At 73.2% G+C, this 19,395-nt stretch carries 15 protein-coding genes; 4 read left to right on the top strand and 11 right to left on the bottom strand.

Annotation, left to right across the window (positions count from 1 at the left end; all coding sequences use genetic code 11):
- Positions 1 to 227: 227 nt before the first annotated feature.
- Entirely contained in the window at positions 228 to 1,028 is an 801-nt protein-coding gene (locus tag ACFV04_RS29745; RefSeq protein ID WP_380533715.1) for a hypothetical protein, read from the top strand.
- Positions 1,029 to 1,082: 54 nt separating this feature from the next.
- Positions 1,083 to 1,625 (top strand): HEAT repeat domain-containing protein, encoded by a 543-nt coding sequence (locus tag ACFV04_RS29740; RefSeq protein ID WP_380533713.1) that lies wholly within the window; start codon positions 1,083 to 1,085, stop codon positions 1,623 to 1,625.
- A gap of 118 nt (positions 1,626 to 1,743) precedes the next feature.
- Here the strand turns inward: ACFV04_RS29740 and ACFV04_RS29735 are convergent, their stop codons facing one another.
- The 7 genes from ACFV04_RS29735 to ACFV04_RS29705 all read right to left on the bottom strand — a co-directional run bounded on the left by ACFV04_RS29735 (position 1,744) and on the right by ACFV04_RS29705 (position 11,441).
- Entirely contained in the window at positions 1,744 to 2,865 is a 1,122-nt protein-coding gene (locus ACFV04_RS29735; protein WP_380533709.1) for an MFS transporter, read from the bottom strand.
- Positions 2,866 to 3,007: 142 nt separating this feature from the next.
- Entirely contained in the window at positions 3,008 to 3,736 is a 729-nt protein-coding gene (locus ACFV04_RS29730) for an HAD family hydrolase (protein ID WP_380533707.1), read from the bottom strand.
- A gap of 126 nt (positions 3,737 to 3,862) precedes the next feature.
- Positions 3,863 to 5,590, bottom strand: coding sequence for a carbamoyltransferase (locus ACFV04_RS29725; RefSeq protein ID WP_380533705.1), 1,728 nt, complete (start codon positions 5,588 to 5,590; stop codon positions 3,863 to 3,865).
- A 499-nt stretch (positions 5,591 to 6,089) separates the two neighbouring features.
- Positions 6,090 to 6,917: a class I SAM-dependent methyltransferase gene (locus tag ACFV04_RS29720; protein ID WP_380533703.1), complete on the bottom strand. Its 828-nt coding sequence runs from the start codon at positions 6,915 to 6,917 to the stop codon at positions 6,090 to 6,092.
- A 188-nt stretch (positions 6,918 to 7,105) separates the two neighbouring features.
- The gene (locus ACFV04_RS29715; protein ID WP_360256905.1) at positions 7,106 to 7,693 is read right to left on the bottom strand and encodes a dienelactone hydrolase family protein; all 588 of its coding nucleotides are present in this window, start codon (positions 7,691 to 7,693) and stop codon (positions 7,106 to 7,108) included.
- Positions 7,694 to 7,779: 86 nt separating this feature from the next.
- Positions 7,780 to 8,652, bottom strand: coding sequence for an ABC transporter permease (locus ACFV04_RS29710; RefSeq protein WP_360256908.1), 873 nt, complete (start codon positions 8,650 to 8,652; stop codon positions 7,780 to 7,782).
- Positions 8,649 to 11,441 carry an alpha/beta fold hydrolase gene (locus tag ACFV04_RS29705; protein WP_380533700.1) on the bottom strand — a complete coding sequence of 931 codons (2,793 nt, stop codon included), beginning with the start codon at positions 11,439 to 11,441 and terminating at the stop codon, positions 8,649 to 8,651. The genes ACFV04_RS29710 and ACFV04_RS29705 overlap by 4 nt, the downstream gene beginning before the upstream one ends.
- Before the next feature lie 128 nt (positions 11,442 to 11,569).
- On the opposite strand from ACFV04_RS29705, the gene ACFV04_RS29700 reads away from it, so the two are divergent.
- Positions 11,570 to 12,589 carry a mechanosensitive ion channel family protein gene (locus tag ACFV04_RS29700; RefSeq protein WP_380337992.1) on the top strand — a complete coding sequence of 340 codons (1,020 nt, stop codon included), beginning with the start codon at positions 11,570 to 11,572 and terminating at the stop codon, positions 12,587 to 12,589.
- 106 nt (positions 12,590 to 12,695) lie between these two features.
- Here the strand turns inward: ACFV04_RS29700 and ACFV04_RS29695 are convergent, their stop codons facing one another.
- The 4 genes from ACFV04_RS29695 to ACFV04_RS29680 form a co-directional block, all read right to left on the bottom strand.
- Positions 12,696 to 13,193 carry a GNAT family N-acetyltransferase gene (locus ACFV04_RS29695; RefSeq protein ID WP_380337989.1) on the bottom strand — a complete coding sequence of 166 codons (498 nt, stop codon included), beginning with the start codon at positions 13,191 to 13,193 and terminating at the stop codon, positions 12,696 to 12,698.
- Position 13,194: 1 nt separating this feature from the next.
- On the bottom strand, positions 13,195 to 14,133 hold the full coding sequence (locus tag ACFV04_RS29690; protein WP_380533698.1) for an RluA family pseudouridine synthase: 939 nt from the start codon (positions 14,131 to 14,133) through the stop codon (positions 13,195 to 13,197).
- 59 nt (positions 14,134 to 14,192) lie between these two features.
- Positions 14,193 to 14,828 carry a signal peptidase II gene (gene lspA / locus ACFV04_RS29685; protein WP_380338292.1) on the bottom strand — a complete coding sequence of 212 codons (636 nt, stop codon included), beginning with the start codon at positions 14,826 to 14,828 and terminating at the stop codon, positions 14,193 to 14,195.
- A gap of 169 nt (positions 14,829 to 14,997) precedes the next feature.
- The gene (locus tag ACFV04_RS29680; RefSeq protein WP_360256922.1) at positions 14,998 to 15,459 is read right to left on the bottom strand and encodes a TraR/DksA family transcriptional regulator; all 462 of its coding nucleotides are present in this window, start codon (positions 15,457 to 15,459) and stop codon (positions 14,998 to 15,000) included.
- A 653-nt stretch (positions 15,460 to 16,112) separates the two neighbouring features.
- Here ACFV04_RS29680 and ileS point away from each other — a divergent pair.
- Positions 16,113 to 19,292 carry an isoleucine--tRNA ligase gene (gene ileS, locus ACFV04_RS29675; RefSeq protein WP_380533696.1) on the top strand — a complete coding sequence of 1,060 codons (3,180 nt, stop codon included), beginning with the start codon at positions 16,113 to 16,115 and terminating at the stop codon, positions 19,290 to 19,292.
- Positions 19,293 to 19,395: the final 103 nt, after the last annotated feature.

Here is a 19,395-nt window from a genome sequence, read left to right as displayed (position 1 = left end):
CCAGTTGTAGCCCCCGCCCCGCCGGGTGGTGCGCCGCCCCTGAACCCTCGGGGCGGGCGCTCCACATTTCGGGATCCGCGCATCCGTCCGCGTCGACCACGCACCGGCCGCCGGGCCACCGCGCCCGCACCCGTGCCCGCACCTTCGGGAAGTCCCGCCGGCCGCGTCAACCACTCATCGCGCCAATGCCCTTGAGGCGAACAGACCCCCCTGCTTGACTGGCCGCCGTGACCGATACCACCGCCGCCCCCGACGCGCTCGGAGCCCTCGTCAGCCGTCACCGGGTCGCCACCCGCACCCGGTGGGTCAACGCCGCCTGGGCCCTGCCGATCGGTGTGCTCACCTCCTGGCTGGGCCTGTGGGCACTCCTCCAGGACGACGGCTCCTCGGGCGGCGGCAAGGGGCTCGGTGTGATCCTCGGCCTCGGCGTGTCCGGACTGGGCATCGGCCTCACGCAGGCCTTACGGGCGCTGCGCGGCGGTTCCGGCGAGTACTTCGAGGTCCGCGAGTACGGCTTGGTCCACGGCAATGCCCGTGGTCGCAAGGGGAGTTGGACCTGGGCTCAGATCACCGCCGTCACCGTCCCCACCCGCCGGAACTCGGTCGGCGCCCTCGCCCACCGGTTCGGCAACGACTACCGCTGTGTCCTCACCGTCGCCGGCGGCGGACGGGTCCGGGTCGACGGTCTGGCCACCGGCGCCTCGGCCCTGGGCAACGCCGTGATCGACCACTGCCCGAACGCCCCTCTGCTCACCGGCGAGGAGTGGACCCGCAAGGCTGGCGGCTGGCTGCTCGCGGCCGCCGTGCTCTGCGTCGGCGGCATCATCGCGATGGTCGGCTACATCTCCGGCCACCCGGACGGCGAGAAGGTCACCGTCGACGCCAACGGCAACTCCGACCACGAGTTCGTCCAGGGCCTCGACGAGACCACGATCATGCTCCTCGCGCTCGGCATGCTCGCCTGCGGCATCGCCGCCGTCACCTGCCTCTGCCTCTTCGTCTACGGCCGCACCCGCCGCCGCGGCTGAGACCCCCGCACAAATCCCTTTGCCCGGAGGCCCGTTCGGCCGGACACTCGTCCCATGCTCGGATTCTCACGGACCGACGACGAAGCCCTCGTCTCCTGCCTGGGGGACCCACAGCGCACCGTGGCGGCCTACCGCGAACTGCTGCACCGCGCAGCGGACGCGCTCGACGCCATCCGCGCAGGCCTCTCCCACGCCGACCCGGCGGTACGGGAGGGCTGCTGCCGCCTCCTCGACCACCTGGTCGACACCGACTCGATGGACCTGCTCATCGCCATGGCCGACGACCCCGACGCCCGGGTCCGGATCGCCGCCTTCCACGCCCTGGCCTGCGACCGGTGCAAGGGCGACACCTGCGCCCCGGGCGCCGACCGGGTGCTCGGTCCCGGGCTGCGGCGTCTGGCGGGCGACCCCGACCCGCAGGTCCGCATGCGGGCCGCCGAACTGGTCGGCAAGTTCGTCCACACCGACCCTCGCGCCCTCGCCGCCCTGGAGGCCGCCCGCACCGGGGACCCGAGCCCGGCGGTCCGCAAGAAGGCCGGCTGGTACACCCCGGGAGGCCCGATCCACGGGCGCACCGCCCCGCCCCCGCCCGGCTGAGTCCCGCACCCCACGGCCGCGCGCAGGAAGTCGGCCCAGCCGACGTCCTGCGCAACCCCAACCGCAACCCCAACGGCAACGCCTGCCTGACAGCCTGACTGCCTGCCTGCCTGACTGCCTACCGCCGGGCGGCCCGCAGCCACACCGCGAGCCCGAGGCAGAGCAGACACGCACCGGCCAGCACCAGAGGGATCACCACCGCCCCGCCCGACCCGCTGAGCGCCCCGACCACCGCCGGCACGACGGCGTTGCCGAGCATGCAGCACAGGGTCAGCACGGAGGTCGCCTGCTGCGGCACCTCCGCCACGCCCGAGACCCAGGCGATCAGGGTCGGCAGCACCGGCGCCAACGCCAGCCCGGCCAGCGGGTAGGCCACCACCGCGAGGTGGGGCACGGCCGCCAGCGCCAACGCGCCGAGCCCCGCCGCCAGGTAGGCCGGCAGGGTGGTCCGGCCCGGAATCCGCCTCGTCAGCTGGGGGACGACGAGCCGCCCGAGGGCCATCCCGGCCCAGAATCCGGAGGCCGCCGTCGTGGCGGCCTGGGTGCTCCAGCCGTCGCGGACCAGCTGGGTCGACTGCCAGGTGCCGATGCTGGTCTCCATGCCCGCGTACACCAGGCCCACCAGCAGGAACGGGAGCAACTGCAACCCGGTCCGGGCGCGTCGGCCGTCCTGCGGGCCCGCGTCGGTCCGCGCCGGCGCGGCCGTGAGCACCGCCCCCGCCCGTCCGACCAGGAAGCACGGCAGCGCGCACACCGCCGCCGCCAGCGCCAGCAGCCGGATGTCCGTGTGCCCGACGGCCCCCGCGGCCAGCGGGCCCAGCATCGCGCCGATCCCGAAGACCGCGTTCAGCCGGTTGACCATCACCACGCTGTTCCCGGCGAACCCGCGCGCGAACGCCGTGTTGAGGGTGAGCGCCAGCCCGCCGTACCCGATGCCGGTGACGGCGGCGCAGCCGAGGTAGGCAGTCCAGCCGGGGCTGGCCGCCATCCCGGCCGCGCCCGCCGCGAAGACCGCGAGCAGGACGGGCGGAGCCGCCCGGACGTTCAGCCGCCGTCCGAGCAGCCCGATGCAGACGGTGGCCGCGAGCGCGCCGAGGTTGTACGCGGAGACCACCCGCCCGACCTCGTGCTCCGCGCCGAACCGCTCCCGCAGGAAGGGCAGCGAGGCGCCGAGCGAGGCGGTGAGCACGCCCAGGACGAGGAAGACGCAGAACGCCGACACCGCTGCCGACCGGGCCATCACCGGCGCCCCGGGTCCCGCCGGCGCCTCCGCTCCGGCCGACGTCCCCGTCCCCGCCGATGTCCCCGCCGGCGTCCCCGCCCCGGCCGGCGCTCCCGGCGCGGAGTCCACCAGCGCCCGGTTCGACGCGGCCCGGCCCGCCTCAGCCACCGACGGGCCCGCGCACGAGCGCCACGGTGACCCGCCCGTCCGGGTCGGTCAGCGTGATCGTCCCGGCCTCCTCGGCCGTCCCGCCCACCACCAGCGCCGTGAAGTCCGCGACGGCGACCACCGCGCCGGCCTCGACCAGGGCCGGCCCGCCGATCCCGACGCACACCGCCCCCGCGGTGACCGCGGAGCGCACCCCGCTGACCGAGTCCTCGAAGACCAGCGCGCGCTGCGGCCGGATGCCGAGGCCCCGGCAGGCCGCCAGGTACGGGTCCGGGTGCGGCTTGCCGCGCTCGACGTCGTCCCGGGTGACCCGCACCCGGAAGACGTCGAGCAGACCGAGCCCGCCCAGCGCGTTGTCGATCTTCCGGGTCCAGCTGCTGGTGGCCAGGCCGACCGGCACACCGGCGTCCCGGAGCCGGGTGGCGAGTCCGTCCGCGCCGGGGACGGCCCGGTACGGCGCCTCCTCCTCGACGGTGTCCACCTCGGCCCAGATCGACTTCCGGTCGGCGTCCGAGTGGTCCGGGAAGATCAGCCGCACCGTCTGGTCGCCGGTGCGGCCGTGGACGTACTCCTCGACCTCCGGGTCGGCCAGCACCCGGCCGTGGCGCCGGGCCACCGACCGCCACGCCTCCTCGATCACGGGCCTGGAGTCGATCAGGACCCCGTCCATGTCGAAGACGACGGCCTCGACCTCGTACCGCGTTCCGGCTTGCGGCTGCATCGGTCTCCTCACTCGGCGCTTGCGCCATACGATCTGACGATAGTTCACATCCGACGGGGCCGGACGGTCAACTGGACTAGACCTCACGGGTGGACCGCCCGACCCTGCCTCCGGCTCGGACAAGCCCTAGGCGGCCTGCCGCGCCATGTAGCTGTCGGCGGTGTCCTTCCAGACCAGGTACACGTCGTCGACCAGGAGCAGGTCGATCACCTCGTCGGCCAGCGGGTCCAGCGCGTCGCGGTGCGACCCGACGATCGGCTCCTCGTGCTTGTTGAACGAGGTGTTCACCAGCGCCGCCTGGCCGCTGCGGTCGTACCAGGCCATCAGCAGGCCGTGCAGGAACGGGTCGTCCTGGGCCCGGACGATCTGCGGGCGCGCGGTGTTGTCGACGTGCACGACCGCCGGGCAGGCCTTGGCGAACGGCTCGTGGCAGTCGTAGGTGATGGTCATGAACAGCGCCGAGGGCTGCTCCGGCTCCCAGCCCACGTAGCAGTCGGGCGCCAGGTCCTCGGCGGTGATCGGCGCGAAGGGCATGAACTCGGTGCGGTTCAGGCGCTTGTTGAGCCAGTCGTTCATCGTCACGTCGGCGGTGCCGTAGATGACGCTGCGCCGGCCGAGCGCGCGCGGGCCGAACTCCATCCGGCCCCGGTAGGTGCCGATGACCTGGTCCGCCTCCAGCGCGGCCAGCAGGACCTCCCGCATGTCCTCGCCGATCCGCCGGTAGCGCAGCTCGGGGTAGTCCCGCAGGACCTCCTCCAGCCGGCCCTCGGAGATCGCGGCGTCCGGCCCGAGGGCCATCGAGGGCACCCGCGGGCGCTCGCCGGTCTCCCGGTGGGCCACGATCACGGCGGTCTGCAGCGGCAGCCCGCCGTCGCCCATCGGCGGCAGCACGTAGATGTTCCGCACGCCCGCGGTCTCGAAGATCCGCTGGTTGAGCTTGACGTTGGCGAACACGCCGCCGGACAGGCAGACGTTGCCGCCGGCCACCCGGCCGATGTGCTGCGCCACGACGGCGGTCAGCAGGTCCTCCACGTGCCGCTGGGCCGCCGCCGCGACGTCGGCCGGCTCGTGGGTGGCGATCTCGGCGAGCAGCGCCTCGGAGTAGCCCTCGTAGGACGGCTGGTACCAGTCTCCGCAGCGGGCGCGGATCGCCCCGTTCTCCTCGACGTCGATCATCCGCCGCATCAGCGGGAGGAGCTTCTCCGGGTCGCCGTTGGCGGCGAGGCCGGTGATCTTGCCCTCGTGGCGGTTGGGCCGGAAGCCGAGCAGCTTGGTGATCCGGCCGTAGAAGTAGCCCAGGCTGTCGATCGAGGTCTCGCGCTGGAGCACCTCCTCGCCGCCGGGGAAGTAGTGCGTGACGGTCAGGGACTGGAAGTCCCCGCGGCCGTCACAGGTGACCACGAGGGCGTCGTCGAACGGGGAGCAGAGGAAGGCGCCCAAGCCGTGCGACTCGTGGTGGTCGACGTGAACCACCTTGCCGCGAAGCCCGTTCTCCTCGATGAAGGCGTCGAACTCGCCGCGCTTCTCGCGGTCGTTCAGAATTTCGTCGGATATCCGCTTGCGGAGGTGCGGAAGCGCCTCGGGGCGCAGCCGGGCTTCCTCCGAAATACGGTCCACGTAAAGCAGCAGGTGCTTTTCGGCGCTGAATCCCGCCTGCCATCCGTAGGCCACCCGGTCGACATCGGAAAGGGTGACCCCGGCCTCCTTCAGGACGTAGTCGATCGACTGCTCCGGCCAGGCCTTGTGGTCCTTGACCCGGGAGAAGCGTTCCTCGCTGACGGCCGCGACGACCGTTCCGCCCTGAACCAGGCAGGCGCCGGCCAGGTCGTTGTTGGTGATTCCGAGAACAAGCATGTGCCGCTCTCCAATGCTTGAGTCACGGGAAATGGCTCGACGGCATTTCCACGGATTTGGACAGCTGGTGAGGTCGGAGTGCACCGTGACTCTATGGAGAGGTTTCCCGGGAGATCAACGACGCCGTGGGGAATCCGGTCATCCTGACGGCCCGCCGGACCGTGACGCCGGGACGGCCGCCCGGTTAACAACAGTTCGTAGTTCGATCATCCCTGCTGGCAGGGTGGCACGTGCCCGACAAGAGGTCTGGACCACCATCCCGTCGATCACTGAGGGTAGCTGTCCGGAAACAGTCCTTCCGCCCCGCAACCGGCGCCGTACCGGCACTTCCGCCGCCCCCGGACGCCGCCCTGACGGTCCATCACATCCGCACCGTGGGTCGCCCGGAGCCCCGCCGGTCACACCCGCCCCGGCGGCACCGGGTCCCGGAAACGCCGGGGGCCGAACCGGGGCTTCCGCCCCGACCCGGCCCTCCCCCTGCCCGTCCTCGGGCCGGCCCCTACGCCGCCCTCCGCGCGAGGAACAGATCACTCACGTGCAGCATCTCGATCCCCCCGCCCCGCGCGTCCAGCACCAGGCCCGTCTCCGCCAGCGCCCCGGCCCGGCGCTCCTCCGGCAGCACCCGGTAGCTGGAGACCGAAGCCAGGAAGTCCAGGTAGCGCTCGGTCCCGTACCGGACCTCCTCGCGGAACCGGACGCCCCGCGGGTCCGCGAACCGGCCGTCCGCCCGGCACTCGGCCTCCGGCCAGAACGGCTCCCCGTTGCCCGGCACGTCCCCGTAGTAGGCGGCCCGCCGGCAGTGCGGCGAGCCCTCCACGCCGTAGCGCCGGTCGATCGCGCCGAGTTCCTCGTACAGCCCGTCGTCCACCACCCCGTGCGGGTTCCAGAACAGCGCGACGGCGCCGCCCGGTTCGAGCGCGTCGTGCACCAGGTCCCAGCGCCGCGCCGGGTCGAGCCAGTGCCAGGAGGTGGCGGCGAACAGCAGCCCGAACGTCCGCCCCTGCGCCGACCACTCCTCGAAACCGCCGGTCTCGACCCGCACCCGCGGGTACCCCGAGGTGTTGCGCCGCAGCACCTCCGCCATCCGCGGGTCCGGCTCGACGCAGACCAGCGGCACCCCGCGCTCGGCGAAGAGCACGGAGGCCTTACCGGTCCCCGCGCCGATCTCCACCACCGCGCGCTCCCCCGACCCCGTGGGCTCCGCCGACCCCGTGGGCTCCCCCGACCCCGCGGGCGACAGCCACGCGTACGCCAGCACCTCGGTCACCAGCCCGTCGGCGTACCCGGGCCGGGCGGCGTCGTACAGTTCCGCCGCCTCACCGAACACCCGACCGCGCGACCTGTCGACACGCCCCGCTGAATCCACGGCAACCCCCTGTGCTCCGACCGAAACGGCCGTCACCGTACCTCCGGCGTACACGGAGGGACCACCACTTTTGCCGCCGGCCACCCGCGGACCCGCCGACCCGCCGACCCGCCGACCCGCCGACCGAACAGCCGGCGGCCGCGGCGCCGTCAGTCCTCCTGCCCGTCCACCTCCGCCAGGAAGTCCAGCGACGCCGCCCAGGCCCGTTCCGCCGCCTGCGCGTCGTGGTCCGGCAGCTCCGGGTCGGTGAACAGGTGCCCGGCGCCCCGGTAGCGGTGCACCTCGACCTCGGCCCCGGCCCGCCGCATCCGCAGGTACCAGGCGTTCAGCCAGTCCTCCGGCTCGAACGGGTCCGGCTCCGCGATGTGCAGTTGCACGGGGATCGACGTGGCGGCGTCCTCGCGCAGGTCCGAGGTGCCGTGCAGGAGCAGCAGGGCCCGCGCCTTCTCGTCGGCCAGCGCCAGGTTCTGCGCGATCGCGCCGCCGAGCGAGAAGCCCGCGTACACCAGCCCGCCCTCGGACAGCGGCGCGGCCGCGGTCACCGCCCGGCGCAGCATCTCCTCGCTGCCGCCGACTTCCTCCTGGTACGCCTGCCCGTCCTCGATCGAGTCGAAGGTCCGGCCTTCGAACAGGTCCGGCGTGTGCACGGTGTGCCCGGCGGCGCGCAGCCGCTCGGCGGCGGCCCGCACGGCGGGGCGCAGCCCGTAGGCGGAGTGGAAGAGGACGATCTGGGCCACGGTTCGGGTCCTTCACCTGCGGGGGTCAGCTACCCACCCATGATCCCCCATCGCCCGCCGGCCCCGGCGACACCACCGCGGCCGCGCTACGACACCACGTCCTTGCGCGCGAACCCCCGGAACGCCAACGCCAGCAGCACCGCCGCGTACGAGAGCGACAGCGAGACGCCCTGCACCATGCCTCCCCATTCGAGCTGCGGCTGCAGCGCGTCGGCCCAGGCGTACTGCCAGTGCGCCGGCAGCCATTCCCGCAGGTCGCCGAGCGCGGTGACGGCGTCCAGCACCCCGGTGATGATCGACACGAACACCGCGCCGCCCACCGCGCCGAGCGGCGCGTCCGTCGCCGTGGACAGCCAGAATGCGAGGGCCGCGATCACGATCTCGCTGAGGAGGACGAAGGCCACCGCGATCGCGATCCGGGGCAGTGCCTCCCCGGCCGGCAGGCTGGCGCCGGCGGGCAGTTTGAGGTCACCCCATCCGTAGGCGGCCGTCCCGACGAGCAGTCCGATCGCGGGCAGCATGACCACCGCGACCGCCGAGAACGCCAGCCCGACCGCGAACTTGCGTGCCAGCAGCCGTGCCCGGGGCACCGGCGCGGCCAGCAGGTAGCGCAGCGAGGACCAACTGGCCTCGGAGGCGACGGTGTCCCCGCAGAACAGCGCGACGGGGATCACCAGCATGAAGCCGGTGCCGACGAACAGCATGGTGACCGCGAAGTTGGCCCCCGAGGCGGTGGCCAGGTCGATGAAGGTGGTCCGGTCCGGTCGGCCGGGGGTGCCGCCGATCTGGAAGGCGGCCAGGATGACGAACGGCATGGCGGCGAGCACCGCGCCGATCACCAGGGTGCGGCGGCGGCGCAGTTGCCGCATCGCCTCCACCCGCAGCGGCAGCGTCCGGCTCGCCCGGTAGCCCTCCGCGTGGTCCGCCGAAACTGCGGAGACCTCAGAGACCGAACTCACTCCGCACCACCTCCGATCAACGACAGGAACGCGTCCTCCAACCGCCGCTGCGGCCCGGCGCTCTCCACCGGCACCCCCAGCCGCACCAGCTCCGCGAGCAGCTCGCTCGCCGCCTGTCCGTCCAGCCGCACCAGCAGCCCGCCCTCGACGGCCTCCGCCGAGGCGACACCGGCCAGCGCGGCCACCTTCTCGGCCGCCGCCTGCGGGTCGTAGGGGGCGGCGACGCCGATCATCAGCAGTTCTCCGGCGCCCACGATCTCGCCGACCGGGCCCGCCGTCACCAGCTGACCGCGGTCCATCACGACCAGGTCCGTGCAGCTCTGCTCGACCTCGGACAGCAGGTGGCTCGACACGATCACGGTCCGCCCGCCGGCCGCGTACCGGATCATCACCTCGCGCATCTCGCGGATCTGCGGCGGGTCCAGCCCGTTGGTCGGCTCGTCCAGGATCAGCAGGTCCGGCATCCCGAGCATGGCCTGGGCGATGGCAAGCCGCTGCCGCATGCCCTGCGAGTACGTCCGCACGGCGCGGTCCAGTGCCTCGCCGAGCCCCGCGATGGCCAGTGCCTCGTCGAAGCACGCGTCGGCCTCCGGCCGCCCGGTCGCCTGCCAGTACAGCCGCAGGTTAGCGCGTCCGGTGAGGTGCGGCAGGAAGCCCGCGCCCTCCACGAAGGCCCCGACCCGCGACAGCACCGGCGCACCGGGCCGCACCAGGTGCCCGAAGATCCGGATCTCCCCGGCGTCCGGCCGGATCAACCCCATCAGCATCCGCAGCGTGGTGGTCTTGCCCGCGCCGTTCGGCCCGAGCAGCCCGAGCACCTGCCCCTGCTCCACCCGGAAGCCCAACTCCCGGACGGCGTAGCGGTCCTGGGAGCCCTTGTAGCGCTTGCTCAGCCCGCTGATCCGCAGCGGCACCGCGGCCAGCTCAGGATCGAAGTCCGGCCCACCGGCCGCCCGCCGGCGCCGCAGCCGCGGCACCAGCACCAGGCCGGCGGCCACCACGGCGGCGGCCACCGGCAGCAGCCAGGTCCGCGCGGGCAGCGGCGCCGCCTCGGTGACCAGTCCCTCGACGGTCGGCACGGTGACCGGCCCGGCCGGCGCGACCCGGTAGGTCGCCGGCTCGACGGGCGAGGCGTACGCGAGGTCGGTGCTCGCCAGCACCAGCCGCACCCGGTGTCCGGCCGGGAAGGTGTGGTCCACGGTCGGCAGCGCCACGGTGACGGTCCGCCCCGCGTCCGCGCCGGTGACCCGCAGCGGCGCGGCGAGCTGCTGCGGCAGCACCGACTTGCCGTCCGGTCCGACGTCGTACAGCTTCGCGAACAGCACCGCGTCCGGCCGGTCCGACGTGACCCGCACCGGCACGGTCGGCTGCCCGGTCAGGTGCAGCGGCGAGTCCAGCGGCGCGGAGTCGAAGGCGGCGTTCTGCCCGGGGAAGTCCAGCGACAGTCCGGCGCCCAGCGAGGCCGCCTGGCTGAGCGCGCCGATGCCCGGCAGCGTCGAGATCCCGGGCGGCGCCCCGCCGGGCGGATTGGCGACGGTCTTCTCCCCGCCGGTCAGCTCGACGGAGCGCGAACCGGTCCCGCCGAGCCCCGGGTACCGCTCCGCGGTGGCCCCGCGCAGCACGGCCTGGAAGCCGGTCGAGTCCACTCCGCCGGTCCGGGTCACGCGGAACGCCGCCCCGGTGTCGCTCCCGCGGCCCCTCAGGTAGTGGTCGAACCAGGCCGTCACCCGGTCGTCGACCCGGGCGCTGGTGTCCGTCCCGCCGTCGTGCCCGCCCGCGAACCAGTCCACGGCCACCGGAGCGCCGTTCGCGGCGACCGCCTGCGCGATCCGGTCGCCCTGGTCGAGCGGGAACAGCGAGTCCTGCTGCCCCTGCACCACCAGCGTGGGCGCCTTGAGCTGCGCCGCCACCGAGGACGGGCTGGAGCGGTCGAGCAGCGCGACGGCTTCCGGATCGGCGTGCCCGGCGGTCGCGACCCGGTCGTACATCTGGCAGAGCGACTCCAGGAACCGCCCGCACCCGACCTGCCCGTCCCCCACCGGCTTCGCCTCGCCGCCTTCGCGCGGCGCACCGCCGGACGGCCCGAGACCGCCCGCCGAACCGGGGGCTGCCGAGCCGGTGGTGAAGAAGATCCCGGCCCACAGCTTCTTGAACACGCCGTCCACGGCGTCCGAGCCCTGCACGCCCTGCGGGAACAGCGCGTCGGCCAGGTTCCACCAGGTGATCTGGGTCGCCACGGCGTCGATCCGGTGGTCGTAGGCGGAGGCCAGCAGCGAGATCGCCCCGCCGTAGGAGGCTCCGGTGATGCCGACCTTCGGGTCGCCGGGCCCGTCGAGCTGCACCTCGGGCCGCTGGGCCAGCCAGTCCACCAGGTGGCGGACGTCCTCGACCTCGCGGTCGGGCGCGTTGAGGCCGATCTTGCCGCCCGAGCGCCCGAACCCGCGGGCCGACCAGGTCAGCACCGCGTAGCCCTGCCGGGCGAGCTGCCGGGCGCGCTCGCGCTCGCCCTCCTTGGAACCGCCGAAGCCGTGCGCGAGCAGCACCGCGGGCCGCGGCCCGCTGCCGGCGGTGAAGAACGAGGTGTCCAGCTGGACCTGCTGCGTGCTGCCGGGCGTCTCCGGCATGCCGAGGAAACGGTCCTCCTCGTGGACCGCCTGCTCACCGCCGGACGCCGTCGCCACGGTGCCGATCCCGGCCACCGCGACCAGCGCCACCGCACCGGCCAGCACCCTGCGTCCGACCGTCGTACCCCGGCCGCGCCAACGGCGCCATGCCCCACCGAACTCCATGGCCGCTGATCGTATCCGCCGTCCGGGTAGGCACCCGATAAGGCCACCCGCACCCGACGAGGCCCCCCTCCGATCCGCCACACCTTTTCGCCCGGTTCGCCCCACTGCGCCCGAGTATCGTACGGCCCATGCTCCGGCCGCTGATCTCGCTGCTCGCCACCGTCGCCGCCACCCTGGCGATCGGCTGGATCGTCGACCAGTCCCTCCAGCGGGTCGCCGCCCGCCGCCCCGGGGCGCCGGTCTGGGCGCTGCTCCGCCGCTGCCGGGTCCCGCTCCAGCTCGTCGTCGCCTCGGCCCTGCTGCTCGCCACCGAGCCGCTCCGGCAGCTCGTCCCGGCGCCCGAGGAGGAGGGTGCGCAGCACCTGCTCCTGCTGTTGCTGCTCGCCTCCTTCGGCTGGCTGACCGTCCGCGTGGTGGCCGCCGCCCTGGAGGCCCTGCTCAGCCGCTACGAGACCCGCACCGAGGATCCGGCCCGCCGCCAGCGGGTGCACACCCAGATCAGCATGCTGCGCCGGGTGCTCAGCGCGGTGGTCGTCGTGGTCACCGTCGCCGTGATGCTGCTGACCTTCTCCGCCATGCGCACCATCGGCGCCGGCCTGCTCGCCTCGGCGGGCATCATCGGCATCGTGGCCGGCATCGCCGCCCAGAGCACCCTCGGCAACTTCTTCGCCGGCCTGCAGATCGCCTTCGGCGACACCGTCCGGATCGGCGACACCGTGGTGGTGGACGGCCAGCAGGGGACGGTCGAGGAGATCACCCTCTCCTACCTGGTGGTCCGCCTCTGGGACTACCGTCGGCTGGTCGTCCCGGTCTCCTACTTCGTCAACAAGCCCTTCGAGAACTGGACCCGCCGCGACCCGGGTCTGCTCGCCGCCGTCCTGCTCCACCTCGACCACTGCACCCCGGTGGATGAGCTGCGCACGGCCCTGCGGGCCGTCCTCGACCGGCACCCGCTGTGGGACGGCGTCGAATGGGCGCTCCACGTCACCGACACCACCCCCAGCACCATCGTCGTCCGCGCCACCATGACCGCCCGCAGCCCCGACGACGCCGCCCAGCTCCGCTTCGACGTCCGCGAGCAGCTCGTCGCCCACCTGCGCGACGAGCACCCCCGGGCCCTGCCCCGCCTCCGCACCACCGACACCTGATCCCACCCCGGGCCCGTGCCCGGAACGGCGAGTTCCCCGCACCCCGGGCGGGGTGCGGGGAACCGCGCGAAGCAGGGGGCCGCCCGAAGGGCCCGGCCCCGGATGCCTACAGGACCCGCGTCATCGTCCGGTGCGCGATCCCGGCGTCGTCGTACTCCGGTCCCTCCGCCAGGTACCCCAGCCGCTCGTAGAACCCGAGCGCCTGCACCTGCGCGTGCAGCTCCACCTCGGAAGCCCCGCGCTCGGCCCCCGCGGCCTCGATCGCCCGCACGAGCTCGGCGCCCAGCCCGGTCCCCCGGGCCGCCGGCAGCACCGCGAGCCGCCCGAGCAGCACCCGTCCCTCGACGCCCCCGGTCAGCTCCCGCGCCTGGTCGCCGAAGATCAGCCGCCCGGTCCCGAGCGCGGCCCCGTCGGCACCCACCGCCAGCAGGTGCACCGAGGTCCGGTCGTACTCGTCGTACTCCAGCTCCTCCGGCACGTTCTGCTCGACGACGAAGACCTCACGCCGTACGGCCCGCACCAGCGCCAGGTCGGCCTCGCCCTCGGCGATCCTGACCGCGACGCCCGGGCCCGCGCTCACGCCGGCCCCCGGGTCGGCACTCATCTCAGCTCTCCGCCGCGATGACGTCCAGCGCCTTCTGGAGGTCCGCCGGGTACTCGCTGGAGAACTCGACCCACTGCCCGTCCGCCGGGTGCTCGAACCCGAGCGACACCGCGTGCAGCCACTGCCGGGTCAGCCCGAGCCGCTTGGCCAGCGTCGGGTCGGCGCCGTACGTCAGGTCGCCCACGCAGGGGTGCCGCAGCGCGGACATGTGGACGCGGATCTGGTGGGTGCGCCCGGTCTCCAGCTTGATCGCCAGCAGCGACGCGGCCCGGTACGCCTCGATCAGGTCGTAGTGGGTGACGGACGGCTTGCCCTCTCGGGTCACCGCCCACTTCCAGTCCGAGCTGGGGTGGCGTCCGATGGGGGCGTCCACCGTGCCGCTCATCGGGTCCGGGTGGCCCTGGACCAGCGTGTGGTAGCGCTTGTCGGTGATCCGGTCGTGGAACTGCCGCTTGAGGTCGGTGTAGGCGCGCTCGGACTTGGCGACGACCATCAGGCCGGAGGTGCCGACGTCCAGCCGGTGCACGATGCCCTGGCGCTCGGCCGCGCCGGAGGTGGAGATCCGGTACCCGGCCGCGGCGAGCCCGCCGATCACGGTGGGGCCGGTCCAGCCCGGGCTGGGGTGCGCGGCGACGCCGACCGGCTTGTCGATCAGCACGATGTCCTCGTCGTCGTGGACGATCCGCATGCCCTCGACGTGCTCGGCGACGATCTGGACCGGGGCGGCCGGAGCGGGGATCTCGACCTCCAGCCAGGAACCGCCGGTCACCCGGTCCGACTTTCCGGCCATGGCGCCGTCGAGCGTCACCTTGCCGTCGGCGGCCAGTTCGGCGGCCTTGGTCCGGGAGAAGCCGAACATCCGGGACAGGGCGGCGTCGAGACGCTCGCCCTCCAGGCCGTCGGGAACGGGGAGGCTGCGGATCTGCGCTGCGGTACTCACCCGTACGAGTATGCCGGAAACACGGCCCGCTCCCGCGCGCCGCGTTCCCGCCGCCGGGGCTACGCCCCCTTGCCGCCCTGCTGGTGGACGGTCCCGTCCGGGTTGCTGCCCCGGAAGGAGAGCAGGACGACCAGGATCCCGCCGCAGACGATCGCCGAGTCCGCGAGGTTGAAGACCGCGAAGTGCTGGACGGAGATGAAGTCCACGACGTGCCCGCGGAAGACGCCCGGTGCGCGGAACAGCCGGTCGGTGAGGTTGCCGAGCGCCCCGCCGAGCAGCAGCCCGAGGGCGATCGCCCACGGGAGGCTGTACAGCCGGCGGGCGATCCGCCAGATCACCACGATGACGGCGGAGGCGATCATCGTGAAGACGACGGTCAGCGCCTGCCCCATCCCGAAGGCCGCCCCGGAGTTGCGGATCACCTGGAAGGTGACGACGTCCCCGATCACCTTGATCGCCGCGTGGTTCTCCAGCTTCGCGACGACCAGCAGCTTGCTGCCGAGGTCGATCAGGAACGCCAGCAGCGCGATGACCAGCAGCACCCCGATCCGCCGCGGACCCCTGGGCTTCTCCGCGACCGCGGGTTCGTCCACGGACGCCGCCTCGGACGGCTCGGCCACGGGCACCTCCACGGCATCGCCGGGGGACGGGACGGCGTCGTCCCGGGTCTGGGGGGAACCTTGCGTACTGATGATCCGCTCCGCTGCCGATGGAGCTCCCCCGGCCGTAGGAGGGGGAGGGTGGTGGGCCGGTGACGACCTGGACGCGTCCACGGGCGCGGACGCGTCAGGCGACGTTACGGGGTCGAGCGTACGGCAAGCCCGACCCCCCGCGTCGCTCCGGCCGCCCGGTTCGGCGGCCGCCTCAGCGGCGTTCCTGCTTGGCCTTGCACTGCACGCAGAGCGTCGCCCGCGGGAAGGCCTGCATCCGGGCCTTGCCGATGGCCTGCCCGCAGGACTCGCAGGTGCCGAAGCCGACGCCCTCCAGCCGGTCCAGGGCGCGCTGGGTCTGGGCGAGGCTGTCGCGCGCGTTGTTGGCCAGCGCCAGCTCGCTCTCCCGCGAGATGTTCTTCGTCCCGGCGTCCACCTGGTCGTCGCCGGCCCCGTCGTTGGAGTCGCGCATCAGGCCGGAGATGGCCGCCTCGGCGGCGTCGATCTCGTTCTGCAGCCTGTCCAGCTCGCTGATCAGCTCGTTGTGCAGCTCGTGGACCTCCTCGGTGGTCCACGGGTCCTCGCCGGGCCTGACCGGCAGCGTGGCCGGGTCCACCGACTCGGCCCCGCGCGGCGTGACGGTGTCGGTGCTGCTCTTCGGTGCGGTAGTGGTCACGGTCCCCTCCCCTGGATCGACCGCCACGGCCTTGCGTGCCCGCTTGGTGGCGGTACCCGCGCCGGTTCCCTTCTCAGCCATGGCTTCGACCCCATCTACGAACGAATCGAGCCGCCGGTTCCCGGCGGCTCCCAGTGCCGGAACGATAATCCCGATCAAAACCGGTCACAACATGACATACCGGCACCTCACAACGATCCCACCCAGGCAGCCGCCCCAACCGCCACGCCCCGCGCGCTGACAGGGTTGTGCCCACCTCACCCCCTCCTAACCACCACCCCGACGACCGCCCTGACCAGCCCCGCCGCCCTCCCCGGGCCCCGCCCGCCCGAAACGGTTTGGACAAACGGACTCGCCCGGCCGATACACTGACCCTGCAAGGCGCAGATGGGACGAGTACCGACGTACGCAGCCACCAGCGACCCGGGGACGGTGTGAGCCCGGGGGCGTGCACGGCGGGAAGATCACCCCGGAGCCGCCGGAAGAACGGCCGCCGCGAAGCCCGCAGCGGTCCACTAGAACCGGCAGCAAGCCCAAACAAGAGGGCCGCAACGCAGCACCGCGGCCAAGGAGGGTGGTACCGCGGGGCGGCCAGGCCGTCTCGTCCCTCCGGAGGATCCAGTCCCAGCATCCGCCGGAGGTAGACGCCCGCGATGAGCTCCCGACCCGTCACCCACGACAACCCTTCCGACGACGGGCTGCGCGCGGCCCTCTATCACCCCGTCCCGGCGCAGGTGGACCTGCCTGCCCTGGAACACCGGATCCTGTCGTTCTGGCAGGACAACAAGATCTTCCAGCGCAGCCTGGAGCAGTCCGAGGGCCGCCCCGAGTGGGTGTTCTACGAGGGCCCGCCGACCGCCAACGGCATGCCCGGCGCCCACCACATCGAGGCCCGCGTCTTCAAGGACGTCTTCCCCCGCTACCGGACGATGAAGGGCTACCACGTCGCCCGCAAGGCCGGCTGGGACTGCCACGGCCTCCCGGTGGAGCTCGCCGTCGAGAAGGAGCTCGGCTTCTCCGGCAAGCAGGACATCGAGGCGTACGGCATCGCCGAGTTCAACGCCAAGTGCCGCGACTCGGTGACCCGCCACACCGACGCCTTCGCCGAGCTGACCACCCGCATGGGGTACTGGGTCGACCTCGACGAGGCCTACCGGACGATGGACCCGTCCTACGTCCAGTCCGTCTGGTGGTCGCTCAAGCAGATCTTCGACAAGGGCCTGCTGGTCCAGGACCACCGGGTCGCCCCCTGGTGCCCGCGCTGCGGCACCGGCCTGTCCGACCACGAGCTGGCCCAGGGCTACGAGACCGTGGTCGACCCCTCGGTCTTCGTCCGCTTCCCGCTGACCGGCGGCCCGCTGGCCGGCCGGGCCGCGCTGCTGGTCTGGACGACCACCCCGTGGACCCTGGTCTCCAACACCGCCGCCGCCGTCCACCCCGGGGTCACCTACGTCGTGGCCACCGACGGCAACGAGCAGCTGGTCGTCGCCGAGCCGCTGCTCGGCAAGGCGCTCGGCGAGGGCTGGGAGACCACCGGCGAGTCCTTCACCGGCGCCGAGATGGAGCGCTGGGCCTACCGCCGCCCCTTCGACCTGGTCGAGATCGAGGACGCGCACTACGTCCTCAACGCCGACTACGTCACCACCGAGGACGGCACCGGCATCGTCCACCAGTCCCCCGCCTTCGGCGCGGACGACCTCGCGACCTGCCGCAAGTACGGCCTGCCGGTGGTCAACCCCGTGCTCGCCGACGGCACCTTCGCCCCCGAGGTCCCGCTGGTCGGCGGCCAGTTCTTCAAGAAGGCCGACGAGGCCCTGGTCGCGGACCTCAAGGAGCGCGGCCTGCTCTTCCGCCACCTGCCGTACGAGCACAGCTACCCGCACTGCTGGCGCTGCCACACCGCGCTGCTCTACTACGCGCAGCCGTCCTGGTACATCCGGACCACCGCCGTCAAGGACGCGCTGATCCGCGAGAACGAGGCCACCAACTGGTTCCCCGGGACGGTCAAGCACGGCCGCTTCGGCGACTGGCTGAACAACAACATCGACTGGGCGCTCAGCCGCAACCGCTACTGGGGCACCCCGCTGCCGATCTGGCGCTGCGAGGAGGGCCACCTCACCTGCGTCGGCTCGCTGGCCGAGCTGTCCGAGCTCACCGGCACCGACCAGGGCGACCTGGACCCGCACCGCCCGTACATCGACGACGTCACCTTCGACTGCCGCGACTGCGGCGGCACCGCCACCCGCGTGCCGGAGGTCATCGACGCCTGGTACGACTCGGGCTCGATGCCCTTCGCCCAGTACGGCTACCCGTACCGGAACAAGGAGCTGTTCGAGAAGCGCTACCCGGCGCAGTTCATCTCCGAGGCGATCGACCAGACCCGCGGCTGGTTCTACACGCTGATGGCGGTCGGCACCCTGGTGTTCGACAAGAACAGCTACGAGAACGTCGTCTGCCTGGGCCACATCCTGGCCGAGGACGGCCGCAAGATGTCCAAGCACCTGGGCAACATCCTGCAGCCGATCCCGCTGATGGACCAGCACGGCGCCGACGCCGTCCGCTGGTTCATGGCGGCCGGCGGCTCGCCCTGGTCGGCCCGCCGGGTCGGCCACGGCACCATCCAGGAGGTGGTCCGCAAGACCCTCCTCACCTACTGGAACACCGTCGCCTTCCAGGCCCTGTACGCCCGCACGTCCGGCTGGGCCCCGTCCGCGGCGGACCCGGCACCGGCCGACCGCCCGCAGCTGGACCGCTGGGTGCTCTCCGAGCTGAACACCCTGGTCCGCGAGGTCGACGCGGCCTTCGAGGCGTACGACACCCAGCGCGCCGGCAAGCTGCTCTCCGGCTTCGTCGACGACCTGTCCAACTGGTACGTCCGCCGCGGCCGCCGCCGCTTCTGGCAGGGCGACGCCGCCGCGCTGGCGACCCTGCACGAGGCGCTCGAGACGGTCACCCGCCTGATGGCCCCGCTCACCCCGTTCATCACCGAACGGGTCTGGCAGGACCTGGTCGTCCCGGTCGTCCCGGACGCCCCGGCCTCGGTCCACCTGGCCACCTGGCCGCAGGCGGACGAGTCGCTGATCGACACCGACCTCTCCCGGCACATGGCGCTGGTCCGCCGCCTGGTGGAGCTGGGCCGGGCCACCCGCGCCGAATCCGGCGTCAAGACCCGTCAGCCGCTCTCCCGCGCGCTGGTCGCCGCCCAGGGCTGGGAGGAGCTGCCTGCCGACCTGCGCGCGCAGATCGCCGAGGAGCTCAACGTCTCCGCCCTGGAGTCGCTCTCGGAGGTCGGGGGCTCGCTGGTCGACACCAGCGCCAAGGCCAACTTCCGCGCGCTGGGCAAGCGTTTCGGCAAGGGCGTGCAGGACGTCGCCAAGGCGGTCGCCGCGGCTGACGCCGCCCGCCTGGCCGCCGAGCTGCGGGCCGGCGGCGAGACCGGCGTCGAGCTGAACGGCGAGACGATCACCCTCTCGCCCGACGAGGTGATCATCACCGAGACCCCGCGCGAGGGCTGGGCCGTCGCCAACGAGTCCGGTGCCACCGTCGCCCTCGACCTGGCCATCACCCCGGAGCTCAAGCGCCTCGGCGTCGCCCGCGACGCCATCCGCCAGATCCAGGAGGCGCGCAAGAACTCCGGTCTGGACGTCGCCGACCGGATCGTCCTGCGCTGGCGCGCCACCACGGAGGAGACCGCCGAGGCCATCGCCGAGCACGGTGCCCTCGTGGCCGAGGAGGTCCTCGCGACCGACTTCGCCGCCGGCACGGCCGACTGGGAGTCCGAGACCTTCTCCGACGAGTCCCTGGGCCTCGCCTTCCAGCTCCGCAAGGCCTGACCCCCGCCGAAGCCGCCGTCACCCCCGGGTGTCGGCGGCGTCGCCGTACCCCCCCCCCCCCCCACCCCGCCCCCCCCCCCCCCCCCACCCCCCCGCACAAAAA

This window comes from Kitasatospora sp. NPDC059599 (assembly GCF_042735125.1).
GTDB lineage: Bacteria > Actinomycetota > Actinomycetes > Streptomycetales > Streptomycetaceae > Kitasatospora.
Note: the sequence above shows the minus strand (reverse complement) of the source record. Positions and strands in the feature narration are given on the sequence as shown.

Coding starts and splice junctions, on each gene's coding strand:
- ACFV04_RS29740 (WP_380533713.1), top strand. CDS start 1,083: ATGCTCGGATTCTCACGGACCGACGACGAAGCCCTCGTCTCCTGCCTG.
- ACFV04_RS29735 (WP_380533709.1), bottom strand. CDS start 2,865: ATGGCCCGGTCGGCAGCGGTGTCGGCGTTCTGCGTCTTCCTCGTCCTG.
- ACFV04_RS29730 (WP_380533707.1), bottom strand. CDS start 3,736: ATGCAGCCGCAAGCCGGAACGCGGTACGAGGTCGAGGCCGTCGTCTTC.
- ACFV04_RS29725 (WP_380533705.1), bottom strand. CDS start 5,590: ATGCTTGTTCTCGGAATCACCAACAACGACCTGGCCGGCGCCTGCCTG.
- ACFV04_RS29705 (WP_380533700.1), bottom strand. CDS start 11,441: ATGGAGTTCGGTGGGGCATGGCGCCGTTGGCGCGGCCGGGGTACGACG.
- ACFV04_RS29700 (WP_380337992.1), top strand. CDS start 11,570: ATGCTCCGGCCGCTGATCTCGCTGCTCGCCACCGTCGCCGCCACCCTG.
- ACFV04_RS29695 (WP_380337989.1), bottom strand. CDS start 13,193: ATGAGTGCCGACCCGGGGGCCGGCGTGAGCGCGGGCCCGGGCGTCGCG.
- ileS (WP_380533696.1), top strand. CDS start 16,113: ATGAGCTCCCGACCCGTCACCCACGACAACCCTTCCGACGACGGGCTG.